Below are 12,537 nucleotides of genomic sequence, written 5' to 3' on the forward strand. Positions count from 1 at the left end.
GAGCAAGCATGGATCTGAAGTGACTCAAGTAGTTATTTCAGTGAAGTAGGCTCACGGCATTTGGCGATGCTGTTTCCTGTTACATATTTTTACCCGTTTGGTGGCGATGGCGGAGGGGTTCCACACGTACCCATCCCGAACACGACCGTTAAGCCCTCCAGCGCCGATGGTACTTGGACCGAAGGGTCCTGGGAGAGTAGGACGTCGCCAAGCAAAGAGAAAGAGCACTACCGTTGAACCGGTGGTGCTCTTTTTGTGCTTCCGAGTAAAAACCTGCAAAAGTGCAGGTTTATAATCTCAATTTGCTGAATAGGGGGCTTGGTGCGTAAAAGCCTGCACTTTTGCAGGAAATACACTTGGACCGATGCGACCTATACTAAATAATTGCGAATCTGCAGTAATTTCGGAGAATCCGCCGATTTTGGGGAAATACCACGGTGCATTTATTTTCGGCGATTCAAGCGAATTCCGGCCCAATGCGCAAAATTAGATGCATTATTGCAGCTATTGAGCCTAAATAACCGGATATACGCAAAAATAGATGCACTGGTGCAACTATTTCAATGCTAATGTAGCCAAGGTCAGCCATCGCTCCGAAGGAAAAGAAATGTGGGAGGAAAGGAAACATGACTTCAATTCAAAAATTAGGTTTTCAACCAACCGAACGGGTTGTCATAATCAATGCAGATGATTTCGGGGTGACGCAATCTACAAATCAAGCGATTATGCATATGTTTTCAACTCATGCCATTACTTCAACATCCCTGATGCTTCCGGCAGATGCCGCTCAAGATGCAGCACTGCTAGGTTCGAGGGCCCAATCACTTAGTGTAGGGATCCATATTACTATGACCAGTCACAAAAGTCGTCCTTATAAACCCATAGCTCCTCCACATAAGGTACCCAGTTTAACTAATAGACAAGGGTACTTTTATGAGTTGGCATCCGATTTGGAGCAAAATGCAGATCCGGCTGAGGTTAAGCTTGAAGTTGAAGCTCAAATCCTGAAGGCGATTTCTTTAGGCATTGATCCCACCCATGTAGACAGCCATGCAGGAAGTGTGTTAGGCCTGTATCAACAACGGGACTTTTTAGAAGTGATATTTGAGTTGTGTGTTAAGTACGCACTCCCATTTTGTTTCCCCATCCGGGTCTTGGAGCATCCGAGCTTTAGCTCGCACCAAAAACACATATTTAACCAACGAATAGATTTAGCCCATCAACTAGGTATTGGTTTGATCAACGATCTTGCCGGGCTGGACTATCATTATTCGAGCGAAAAAGGCTACGACGGGGCCAAACAAGAATTAATTAATCAGATTAATAATTTGAAGCCTGGCATTACACAAATAACAACCCATCCAGCTTATCTATCAAATGAACTGAAAGAGTTGACGACGTATGATGAGAATCGTGAAATGGAGGTTCGGCTATACAATGATCCGGAGATCAAAGCACAATTTAAGCAGCAAAATATCAAGTTCATCTCCTGGAAAGCCATTCGTGATCTTCAGCGAAACGGCTTGACCTAAGCTACTATGGGGCGACTAAGCACCTAATGCCGCACGCTTGCGCAACAAACGATAGAGAAGAAGCGTCTAACTTTATACATCGACAACTAGAGAGGTAGACAGATGAAAACAAAAGGAATGATGATTTTGGGAGCTGTTCTTGGCTCCTTTCTTATTTCAGCAGGAAGTGCGGCTGCGGCCGAACGGTTTTCGGATCTCCAACATGTGAAGTGGGCGGAAGACAGCATAAACTATATGGCTGACAGGGGGACTGTTGCCGGATATGGGAATGGGAATTTTGCGCCAGACAAGCCAGTGACTCGAGCGCAAGCCGTGACTTTTATGGTGCGTGAGCTTTATCCAGAGCAACTGCAATCCGGAGCGGTTCGCACGAGCTATTCTGATGTTCCAACCACACATCCTTTTTATCGTGAAATTAGCGTTGCGGAGAAAAATGGACTGGCCAGCGGATTTCCCGACGGCACATTCCACCCCGATACGGCGATGAGCCGCGCAGAGACGGCTGCCTTTCTAACTCGCGCCTATGCACTTGTGAGTGGCAAGCAACTTGTAAACTCAACAGATGTCCAACATCATTGGGCCGCCGCGCCGATCAATGTCATGAGCTCTAACGGACTCCTTGGTGGATATCCAGATGGCACGTATCGTCCGGATCGATCCGTCACGCGGGCGGAGTTTTCCGTCTTTCTAGCACGGGTGATTCGATTCGAACGCCAAACCGCTATCGCGGCGCAGGATTGGGACAAGCTAATTTCTTATATGACCGTCAGCGAGCAAATCGGTCAGATGCTAATGCCAGACATCAGGCAATGGAATGGTCAAGCGACAACAACAGTCAACGAAGGATTAAAGGAGCGGATTCACGATCAGGACCTCGGAGGACTTATTCTTTTTGATAAAAATATTATCGACGCACGTCAGGTCGTAAAGCTCACCCATGATCTGCAACAAGAAGCTGGGGACATTCCTCTCTTTCTCGGCATTGATCAAGAAGGAGGCGTGATTAAGCGTATCCCAGGGGGAACGAATTTGCCGGGTCAAATGGCGCTTGGCGCAACCGGAGATGCGGCGCTGGCCGAAGCGGCCGGAAAGCTCACGGGGGAGGAGTTGAAGGCGCTGGGGCTACAGGTCAATTTTGCTCCGGTGCTCGATGTGAACAGCAATCCGGATAACCCCATCATCGGGATGCGTTCTTTTAGCTCGGATGCGGACTTGGTATCGCGCCTTGGCCTTGCAACGATCATAGGGCTGCGACAATCCGGGGTGATCGCGGCGGTGAAGCATTTTCCGGGACATGGAGATACAACGGTTGACTCGCATTTGGGATTACCTGTACTGAAGCATAGTCGAGATCGGCTCGATGCAGTAGAACTAAAGCCATTTCGAGCAGCAATCGAAGGTGGAGTGGAGATGATTATGACCGCCCATATCGCCTTCCCTTCGGTAGATAATGAACATGTGACATCACTTAAGGACGGAAGCAGCGTACCGATTCCAGCGACTTTATCGAAGAAGGTGCTAACCGGCCTGCTCCGGGAGGAGCTTGGTTATCAAGGAATCATCATATCGGATGCATTCACGATGAATGGGATCGCGGAGCATTTTGGGGAGAATCAAGCGGTAGAACGAGCCGTCAACGCCGGTGTCGATATCATCCTGATGCCGCAGGATCCGGCAGCGGCCCATCAATCGCTGATTCAAGCGGTGAAGAAGGGAACAATTCCGGCCGAAACCATCCACGATTCAGTGAAGCGTATCTTGGAGCTGAAATCGAAATACGGGTTGTTTGATCAAAAAGCAAGCCTCACGCAGAAGTTAGGCGCACTGAAAACTATCGGCTCTGAAGCGCACCGCGCGGTGGAAAGAGAAATTGCGGAACGTGCGGTTACCGTTTTGGCCAGCCGTGACGGTGCCCAGCCGGATCCGATTCGAGCAGGAGACCGGGTCGTTATTGCCGCAGCAGATCAGGAGCAGGCGGAGCAGCTTCAGCGACAGTTGGCGAAAGCCAGCAGCAACCTTTCGCTAACAACAGAAATTGCCGTCTTTGGTAAAGGCAAAATATCAGAGACCCGTCAAAGGACGGAGAAGGCGGATTACGTTATTTTGGCCTCCTATCAATTCCGTAATGTAGCTAGTCAATTCGGTTGGTCCGAGGTTCAGACGATGATTAATGACCTAAACAAGCAAAATACGCGGTACACGTTATTATCGCTTGGCAATCCGTACGAGATGATCTATGTGCAGAACATAAAGTCTGGGCTTGCCGTTTACGGAAAGCAAGAGCCCAATACCAATACCGGGATCCAAGTGCTGCTCGGTCAGTTGAAAGCCAACGGGAGATTGCCCGTGAGTACGAAATGAATAGAAGCATCAAGGATAAGCCGCGCTTAGCGCGGCTTTATTTTATACCAGGGAAGGAAAAGGTCGGATTATGTGGAAATGGATTAGGTAAGTCGCAAATAACGAGGAGTAGGCATGTCTAAAAACCACTGATTTATACGCTGGCCATAATCCTTATGGGGGTGGTGGTTATCAGCCTGTTGTTGTATAAACCATTATCCACAAAACCGCAGAATACGAAGGAAACTCAATCTACTCTTGCAACTCCCAACGAGACAGTCAGCGAAATGAACGAAACCCCGCCGCCAGAGAATCCGACGAAAAGCCTAGAGGAGCTTGTCGCAGAATACGGCGATTTGCAGCTTGTGGATGCGCATAATCACGATGCCAGTCGGTTTCAATATGATCATGAACGCCCGAACTGGGAGCAGAACAGCGTCGACCGGGTCGTCCTTTTCGGAGACGTTTCCGAACCTTCGGCCGTCCAGACGGACAACATCGCTTGGGGAGCCTACGAGGAATATCCGGAGCGGATCATTCCGTTTTTCTCTGGAGCGAATCTATTAGAGGAATCCGGGCTGCAAACCGTGAAGGACAATTAGGAGAAGGGATACTTCGGTATCGGGGAAATCGCCGCTGCCTCATCGTATTCACCCGCCTTGGCCCATGTGGCCTGGAAAACCCAACATCCGATGGACGGCATTCTGCCGGATATTTATCAGCTTTGTGCGGAATATATGGCACCGGTGTTGCTCCATATCGATCCGACGAACGGGGAGCCGATCAACAAACTGGAGGAAGCGCTGGAGGCTTATCCGGACACGATTTTTATTTTTGCGCATATCAACGCCTATAACTCCCCTGACAATGTCGAAAATTTGCTGAAAAAGCATCCCAATTTGTATGCTGACTTCTTTGCGGGGTTTACCGCGTTTAATCCCGAGAGCGCGAACAGTCTGGACGATTTCATTCCAATCATTCAGCGGTTTCCCGATCGTTTTCTGCTGATCACGGATTCTTGGGATTTCCTCTATGGGGTATCTTCAAGTGGGATTTATGATTCTTGGGATCTTGGCAACTTGTTCGGAGTACAACGGGGGACAGATTCGAACGACCTTAGCGGCTATGCCATGGCGGGGGCTCAATTCATCACCAAGCATATAGCGGTAGCCATAATCACGATTCCCGCGGCGTTTTTGATGGTTGCATCAAGCGTGCTATATACTTGGATCCGAATGAGAGACGTCGCAGTCGAGTTTGAAATCGATGACTTGATTGAAGTCTTAGCAGGTGCAACAGGCTATCTAACATTATCTACACTCCTCAGTGCAGCTATAGGTGCTTTACTCAGACGAACCACTCCAGCTTTAGTGATCTTGCTTGGCTATTATTTCATTGTCAGTCCATTGGTGGCAAATTCTCAGCTTAAGTATAAAAATGTTCTTCCGGACACAGCAGGAGCTTATATGTATATGGCACCTTCCTCAGAGGAGTTGAATAGCCTAACGCCCTTGCAGGGGACAGGGGTGTTCATAATTTGGACACTGGTCTTTGTTGTGGTGGCTTTGGTGGTTTATCGTGATGTGGATGCGTAGGGGGAAGTGATGAGCTCGATTATTTGTCTTGGGGTCAAAGGACAATCGGATCTTGAATAGAAATTTGTACAATAAAACTTGTATTACCGGGAAGCAGCTTGTAAAGTTAAATAGATTGTTTTATTCTGTAGAAATGCTTATTTATTTGAAGAGAACGTTTGTGAACGAGGATCATGATTGAACCATACGCGCAAGAAAGCAGAGGTATATGATAACGTGAAGCCGTACCCTTTTACCTATAACCCTGGCATCCCGTTTATTCAGCAAGCAGCGGATTGGGTAGCAGACATATTTTATGAGCTGCTGCCTGCAGCCGGCTTTGAAGTGCGGGATGAGCAGATTTATATGGCGTTTCAACTAGAGAAAGCATTTGCCGACAAACAAACGATTTTCGCCGAAGCGGGAGTAGGTACAGGGAAAACACTGGTCTATCTTCTTTATGCGGTATGTTACGCGCGCTATACACGCAAACCAGCGGTCATTACCTGCGCGGACGAGTCCCTGATTGAGCAGTTGGTCAAACCTGAAGGCGATATCGCCAAGCTAGCCAGACATTTGGATTTGATCATTGATGCGCGGCTCGGTAAATCGCCGGATCAATATTTGTGTCTCCAGAAGCTGGATCAGGCGAGAGCTCAAGCAAATACGGATGTTGATTGGGAAGAAATCATGACAGGTTTGCCCAGCTTCGTTTATTCTTCTGCGCCAATGCAGTCGTTTCATGCTTACGGTGACCGGAGAAACTATCCGCAGCTTACCGACGAACAATGGAATGCCGTTAATTGGGATCCTTTCCAGGACTGCTTCACCTGTGATCGCCGCCACCGTTGTGGACAGACGTTATCCAGGGACCATTACCGGCGAGCTGCCGACATCATCATTTGTTCGCATGATTATTATCTGGAGCATGTATGGACTTACGATGGACGCAAACGGGAGGGTCAACTGCCGCTCCTGCCTGAGCATTCCTCCGTCGTGTTCGACGAGGGACATTTGTTGGAATCGGCTGCCATGAAGGCGTTTGGCTATAAGATGAAGCATGTGACCTTTGAACAATTAATTTCACGCCTCTTGCAAAATGAGATCCGAGAATCCCTGGCTGTATTGATTGATGAGGCCATTGTACAGAGCGAAGAGATGTTTAACGCGTTTGGACGATATAACCTTGCCATTGCAGGGTCTGAACGTAGAGAAATCGTCTTGACCGAGACACTGCTCAGCGAAGTGAGCCGGTTCCGAGGTTTGATATCCGCGATTGAAGAGGAACTCGTTTTTGAAGGGGAACTCTATACGTTGGATCACTATCAGCTTCGTATCGTCGAGGAGCATATGGAGATGATGCAACAAGCGCTCCTTCTGTTCGAGCATTCGGAATCGACGGTCATCAGCTGGGTGGAGAACAGCCCGGAAGGGCTTACGCTTACGGTCATGCCGGGCACGGTGAAGGAAATACTTGAAAAACAGGTGTTCCAGCTGCGTATGCCCATTGTATTCTCGTCAGCAACGATGTCGGTGGAGGGCTCTTTCCATTATCTCGCCGACAGTCTTGGTATTGATCATTATCTGTCCTTTTCGGTCGATTCACCATATGCGTATCAGGAACAGATGGAGGTTATGGCACCACAATGGCCTCTGGCTGAAGGTTTTGATGGCAAAATGAAAGAAGTGGTGCGTATGCTCCATCACACCGGTGGTAGAGCGCTGATTCTGTTCCGGACCCGAAATGAGTTGCGTCAATTCAAGGAACATGTGAAGGCTGAGCCCCTGCTTGACGGGATGTCGTTCTATTATGAAGGTGACGGAGAAATCAGCCACCTGATTTCGGCATTCCAGCAGGAGGAGGAAAGCGTGTTGTGTGCGGTCAGTCTGTGGGAGGGCCTTGATATACCGGGAACGTCGCTCATGAATGTGATCATTTGGTCGTTACCGTTTCCGCCGTTTGACCCTATATTTAATGCCCGACGAAAAGCAGTTAATGACCCTTATCAAGAGGTCGACTTGCCGTATATGCTTCTGCGTCTTCGCCAGGGGATTGGCCGGCTGATCCGTTCTCGGGAGGATTCCGGCATCATCGTATTGCTGGGGGAAGAGTTGCAAACCAATCCTGTGGTGATGCATAAAGTGATATCCGTACTCCCAAAAGGTGTTGAATTAAAGTCACTTTGAATGTTGTTTCGGATTCTCCTCATATCATTAGATTGAGGGTTTAGGTATACGATAGAATAGACCTAATCAGAAGGTGAAACCCGAGGTGATCCGTGTGAGTATTTTATGATATAGTTATCCCATGCTGTTAAAAAGAAGCAAAAGCTTGTCTTATCAACAGCAAGTTACTTCAATGACTACGGTACTCAAGGACGATTTGGTCCTGCACAGCTCGGATTTAACGGACACGTAGGAAATGAGTTCTTCAAAGAGGTCTTCCCCAAATGGTCATCGTATATTGATCGTGGGGGAGACATTCAAAAAACAACCCTGTTTCTAACGGCAACGAAGGCGAGGGTGGCGTTCCACGGGTAGGCACTTCGTTTTTTTAGAAGGAAAAAACAGATTATATAATGTAACACATAACATCATATATAAACCCTTGGTAAATAAGGGAGTACTTTGATTTACAGACATTTGTACAAAATACGGGTTTTGTGAAAATGTATAATCGAAATGACGCTAGAGCCTACTTTGGGCATTTATTCGGCGGTCTGTTTGCTTATGTTCTATTTATCCATATTATTAACAGCTTTGCGCATTTCCTCATCCGTTAAGTGGGTGTAGATCATCGTCGTCTGAATTGACGAATGGCCCAGTTGATTCCTCAAGCGTGGCACGTCGTTGTTCTCCTGATGGTAACGCGTTGCGAAGGAATGTCGTAGCGAGTGTACGGTTAACGCTGGTTTACCGTAAGCAGTTGCGTATTTCTCGATTAGCTTTTCAATCGATCTTGGCGTTAATCGCCGGCTTTTGCCTTTACGACCGATTGGTGCAGCCATAAATAAGAACGTTTCTGATTTTTCTGGTTTATACCGTGCTTCACGTATCTTCAAATAGTTATCAAGATCCGACTTCGCCTGCTCACTAAAATACACGTATTGTTCCTTGTTACCTTTGCGAATGACTCGTACTAGACCTTTATTCATGTCGAGATCTTCCAGGTTGATCCCGGCAACTTCCGATAAACGCAATCCGGACCCCAGGATCAAAGAAACAATGGCTGTATCGCGCTCGCGGTTGAATTCGTGAAACTGAAATAACCGTTTGTTCTCGCAGTTTTGTGCGCCGAAATCATAAGCCACAAACTGTCTGAACAGTTCAAAGTCATCCGCTCGCAGGATTTTGCCTTCAATCCGATTAGCGATCGTTTCTTGGGTTTCTTTCAGGGCATTAAATTCAATTTTGGCCATCACATTACGATCGAGATACGGCTTGAGCTCTGCGGTTTCCGCTTTATTTTGCAAATAATCGAATAACGATTTAAGCGCAGATAACTTCCGGTTAATTGTCAATTTCGAGTTACCTAATTGATATTCCAGGAACGTCAGGAAGCTTTCGATTTCCCGGACAGTCAATTTCTCGAGGATCGATAATTCAACATCTTTACGAGTGGGAGCTGCGAAGCGTTCGGCCACAAGCCAATCAAAAAAGATAATATAATCATGGCAGTAATTTAGTAACGTCGTGTGCGAGAGCTTGCGTTTGCGTGTATCTATGTATTCAGCGACGTACCAGGGCAATTCCGTTAATTTCTCATCGATACGGCTCATATAATGCGATTTCGTGATTTTATCCATTCTGAACGCACACCTCCTAATTCTAGAATAATTCATATATATAATTTCGTCAAATTATTATTTTACGTAATAATAAATTTTCCGAGTATCATTTGCATCTAATCAGTCCTACTCTTCTTCTTTCTATCCACTATGCGGCCATTTTACGGCAAGCTACGGCACATTTTAAACATGCTTCCGCACATTCCCGATCCAATCGAATACATTCATTCATCATCCCGATATTTTCTTCATTAAGGCACGACGTGTAACAATGATTACACGCCACCATGCAGCGAAGACACTCATCGATGCAATGTTGAAACTGCTCATGAGACATTTGATTCTTTCCTCCTTCCTTTTTTAACCCATTGGATATTATGAATTAATTTCAGATTAATATTCAGAATTTCAATTGTTACCGTACATCACATCGTTTCTACAAAGAAAACACACATTTTTCGGTTACAATTTGTAGAGAAAACATTCTGGGGATGACCAATAGATGGAACATAAGCTTAAAAGGACGATTTAATCTTGATTGGTTGACGTGAAGAAGGTGTAGTTCATCATCGACAATTAATATTTTGGTCTGTTCCATACGAAATCCTTTCAAAAAAAAGACAAGACCTCACGCAACTCGCGAGGCCTGCCTTTATTTAAGTATTAGAAGTTCATCATACTGTTGCTCCATTGCGTGTTGTTCATCATCCCCGTCGAGGTGTTGCTGCCGTTGCTGCCATGGCAACTATTATACATCCCTCGAATTTGTTCTTCAGAGAGGTCCGGGTGCATTTGTTTCGCATACGGCAACATTTGTTCAAAGGTACTTGAGTTGTTTGCTTTACCGCTATCGTCAGTACCGTTATCGGAAGTAGCCGCATATGCAGCTGCTGTTCCAATTCCCATCACCAAAGCATGAAGAACTCATTTGTACATTGTGAAGAAGTTATAAAGATCAATCCTTGATTATTCAGGGTCAGCTTCAAGGTTTATTTCTTTGCGTCAACCAATAGATGATACCCATAATCGCAGCTATTCCCATCATAGTTAAGCAAGCTTGGCCAATCGAAAACCCTATTTGAACAAGGGGTATACCACGGAAGGAGGAAGCCGATATGATTAAGCATGACAGTCCCATAGCCACGAACAGAAATACGATAAACCAATCCGTCTTCTTCATATTAGTCCCCCGGGTAGCCTGGTACGAATCGGAGCTCAAATCTAGTTCCTTGCCCCAATTTACTCGAAACCAGGAGTTCTCCACCTTGCAGCTCCACCAACTTTTTAGCGATGGGCAAACCGAGTCCTGTCCCTCCATACTGACGCGACCGGGACTTCTCCACTCGATAAAAGCGCTCAAAAATGTATGGAATCTCGTCCTCGGGAATTCCAATCCCCGTATCCTCTACTGCTAAGTAAACATAGGTATTGTTTTGATCCAACTCTAGAGTGATACTGCCTTTCTCCGTGTAACGCACGGCATTTTCCAACAGGTTCAGAAGAACTTGCTCCATCCTAAGACCATCTCCGTAAATGAGCGAAACATGAGTGATAATTTTAGTACGAAGAGTTAACTTCTTTTCACAGGCTTTAAGCATAATCTTTTGAACAACGTTGTCCGCAATTTCCGTTAAGTCAATCCATTCCAGGGATAAGCTGACTTTTCCTTCTTCCATCTTAGCCAAATCGAATAGATCATTAACAAGGTGCTGCAAACGAACCGCCTCTTCATGAATAATGCCTAGATATTGGTCCTTCTCTTCCTCAGATTCATAGAGACCTTTCTTGAGAACTTGCGCATATCCTTCCAAGTAGGTGATCGGAGTTCGAAGGTCATGGGATATGTTCGCGAAAAATTCCTGCCGTGTATCTCTATACCGCTGAAGCTCGGTGGCCAAATGGTTGATCGAATCCGCCAATACTCCAATCTCATCATCGCGTTGAATCATTAATCGCGTTTCTAGATTACCTGCGGCAATGTTCCGAGTGGCCACTTGCATTTGTAGCAGCGGGCGGGATAGGATTTTGGCAATGATCCAGGTGATTCCAAGTGCCAACAGAAAGGCACCCAGGCCTGACAGGATCAATACGCTGCGAACGGCCGAAATGGATTCGTCCATATGCCGGGTCGAAGAAAGGACATAAACCGCGGCTTTAATATTAACGCCTGTGGAATCCAATACGGGTCTCGCTGCCACGAAGTAACGCTCTCCATTAGCATCGGCATGTACAAGTTCTATCGCTTTTCCGGAAAAAAGAAGCCTCAAGTCCTTGGATTTAATGAAAGTTCGGTCCGATTTTTCATAGAGCCCGGAATTTGCCAATACCTCTCCTTGTTCAGAAACAAACAGAATACTGACGTTTGAAAAATCGGCAAACTTGAGCAGAGTCTCCTCGGACAACATCTCAGGCGATTGGCTCATCGCTGTGAAGTGAGTCGTGAGTTCATCTACCTCTGTTCTCATTTCGGAGTTATAGAAATTTGTGAACATTCGATCAATCGTGAATCCTAAGGATAGAATCACGACAACAAAAGCGGCGAGAATCATTAAACCAAGCCTGAAGCCGATTTTATTCCTTTTCATTTGACAAACTCGCTCCGTTGAACTTATATCCTACTCCCCATACGGTCTGGATCGGATTGTAACCGAGTCCAGCCTTTTGTGTCTTCTCCCGGATATTCTTGATATGCGTATCTACGACGCGAATTTCCCCCTCGTATTCGGTCCCCCAGATCAGATTTACCAACTCTTCGCGGCTGAACGCACGTTGTACGCTCCTCGCGAGCGAGATGAATAAATCAAACTCTTTCTGTGTGAATTCAACAGTATGATCATGAATGAATACTTCTCTACCCTCTGGTAATATTCTCAAATGGGGGAACTCGATAACAGGCTCTGGCTGCTTAATGGATTGTGTAATCGTCGAACGGCGGATTAAAGAATAGACACGGGCAAGTAACTCCTCCGGTTCAAACGGCTTCGTCAAATAATCATCCGCACCAATGCCTAGCCCATAAACTTTGTCTTTTGTCTCCGAACGCGCGGTAAGCATCAGAATGGCTACATGATCTCTCTCCCGAATTTTTTTGCAGATTTGCCACCCGTCCATATCCGGCAGCATCAAATCCAGCAGAATAACGTCGAAATGATGGTTAGCCGCTATTTCCAAGGCTTCGTTTCCGTTAGTAGCTTCTTTGACCTCAAACCCTTCTCGCGTTAAGTAGATCCGCAAGAGATTGCGCATATTCCATTCATCGTCTACAACAAGAACCCGTAGTTTGGGCACGCTGCCACCGCCTTT

10 protein-coding genes and 1 rRNA gene are annotated in these 12,537 nt (G+C 46.4%); 6 read left to right on the forward strand and 5 right to left on the reverse strand.

Features of this window, described 5'->3' with window-relative positions; all coding sequences use genetic code 11:
- Positions 1 to 96: 96 nt before the first annotated feature.
- The 6 genes from rrf to M0651_RS06005 all read left to right on the forward strand — a co-directional run bounded on the left by rrf (position 97) and on the right by M0651_RS06005 (position 7,633).
- A 5S ribosomal RNA gene (gene rrf, locus M0651_RS05980) occupies positions 97 to 213 on the forward strand.
- A 413-nt stretch (positions 214 to 626) separates the two neighbouring features.
- Positions 627 to 1,532: a ChbG/HpnK family deacetylase gene (locus M0651_RS05985; protein WP_248550937.1), complete on the forward strand. Its 906-nt coding sequence runs from the start codon at positions 627 to 629 to the stop codon at positions 1,530 to 1,532.
- Positions 1,533 to 1,634: 102 nt separating this feature from the next.
- Positions 1,635 to 3,893 carry a glycoside hydrolase family 3 N-terminal domain-containing protein gene (locus tag M0651_RS05990; protein WP_248550938.1) on the forward strand — a complete coding sequence of 753 codons (2,259 nt, stop codon included), beginning with the start codon at positions 1,635 to 1,637 and terminating at the stop codon, positions 3,891 to 3,893.
- A gap of 266 nt (positions 3,894 to 4,159) precedes the next feature.
- Positions 4,160 to 4,474 (forward strand): hypothetical protein, encoded by a 315-nt coding sequence (locus tag M0651_RS05995; protein WP_248550939.1) that lies wholly within the window; start codon positions 4,160 to 4,162, stop codon positions 4,472 to 4,474.
- 90 nt (positions 4,475 to 4,564) lie between these two features.
- Positions 4,565 to 5,467, forward strand: a complete 903-nt coding sequence (locus M0651_RS06000) for an amidohydrolase family protein (protein WP_248550940.1) — start codon at positions 4,565 to 4,567, stop codon at positions 5,465 to 5,467.
- A 216-nt stretch (positions 5,468 to 5,683) separates the two neighbouring features.
- On the forward strand, positions 5,684 to 7,633 hold the full coding sequence (locus M0651_RS06005; protein WP_248551195.1) for an ATP-dependent DNA helicase: 1,950 nt from the start codon (positions 5,684 to 5,686) through the stop codon (positions 7,631 to 7,633).
- A gap of 548 nt (positions 7,634 to 8,181) precedes the next feature.
- On the opposite strand, the gene xerS is transcribed toward M0651_RS06005, so the two are convergent.
- The 5 genes from xerS to M0651_RS06025 form a co-directional block, all read right to left on the reverse strand.
- Positions 8,182 to 9,252 carry a tyrosine recombinase XerS gene (gene xerS, locus M0651_RS06010; RefSeq protein WP_248550941.1) on the reverse strand — a complete coding sequence of 357 codons (1,071 nt, stop codon included), beginning with the start codon at positions 9,250 to 9,252 and terminating at the stop codon, positions 8,182 to 8,184.
- A 130-nt stretch (positions 9,253 to 9,382) separates the two neighbouring features.
- Complete coding sequence (locus M0651_RS24245) at positions 9,383 to 9,571, reverse strand: four-helix bundle copper-binding protein (RefSeq protein ID WP_372490891.1); 189 nt, start codon at positions 9,569 to 9,571, stop codon at positions 9,383 to 9,385.
- A 326-nt stretch (positions 9,572 to 9,897) separates the two neighbouring features.
- Complete coding sequence (locus M0651_RS06015) at positions 9,898 to 10,140, reverse strand: FAD/FMN-containing dehydrogenase (protein WP_248551196.1); 243 nt, start codon at positions 10,138 to 10,140, stop codon at positions 9,898 to 9,900.
- 275 nt (positions 10,141 to 10,415) lie between these two features.
- Positions 10,416 to 11,819: a sensor histidine kinase gene (locus tag M0651_RS06020; RefSeq protein WP_248550942.1), complete on the reverse strand. Its 1,404-nt coding sequence runs from the start codon at positions 11,817 to 11,819 to the stop codon at positions 10,416 to 10,418.
- Positions 11,806 to 12,522 (reverse strand): response regulator transcription factor, encoded by a 717-nt coding sequence (locus M0651_RS06025; protein WP_248550943.1) that lies wholly within the window; start codon positions 12,520 to 12,522, stop codon positions 11,806 to 11,808. The genes M0651_RS06020 and M0651_RS06025 overlap by 14 nt, the downstream gene beginning before the upstream one ends.
- Positions 12,523 to 12,537: the final 15 nt, after the last annotated feature.

This window comes from Paenibacillus mellifer, assembly GCF_023195895.1.
Taxonomy (GTDB): Bacteria; Bacillota; Bacilli; order Paenibacillales; family Paenibacillaceae; genus Fontibacillus; species Fontibacillus mellifer.

Coding starts and splice junctions, on each gene's coding strand:
- M0651_RS05985 (WP_248550937.1), top strand. CDS start 627: ATGACTTCAATTCAAAAATTAGGTTTTCAACCAACCGAACGGGTTGTC.
- M0651_RS05990 (WP_248550938.1), top strand. CDS start 1,635: ATGAAAACAAAAGGAATGATGATTTTGGGAGCTGTTCTTGGCTCCTTT.
- M0651_RS05995 (WP_248550939.1), top strand. CDS start 4,160: ATGAACGAAACCCCGCCGCCAGAGAATCCGACGAAAAGCCTAGAGGAG.
- M0651_RS06000 (WP_248550940.1), top strand. CDS start 4,565: ATGGACGGCATTCTGCCGGATATTTATCAGCTTTGTGCGGAATATATG.
- xerS (WP_248550941.1), bottom strand. CDS start 9,252: ATGGATAAAATCACGAAATCGCATTATATGAGCCGTATCGATGAGAAA.
- M0651_RS24245 (WP_372490891.1), bottom strand. CDS start 9,571: ATGTCTCATGAGCAGTTTCAACATTGCATCGATGAGTGTCTTCGCTGC.
- M0651_RS06015 (WP_248551196.1), bottom strand. CDS start 10,140: ATGGGAATTGGAACAGCAGCTGCATATGCGGCTACTTCCGATAACGGT.
- M0651_RS06020 (WP_248550942.1), bottom strand. CDS start 11,819: ATGAAAAGGAATAAAATCGGCTTCAGGCTTGGTTTAATGATTCTCGCC.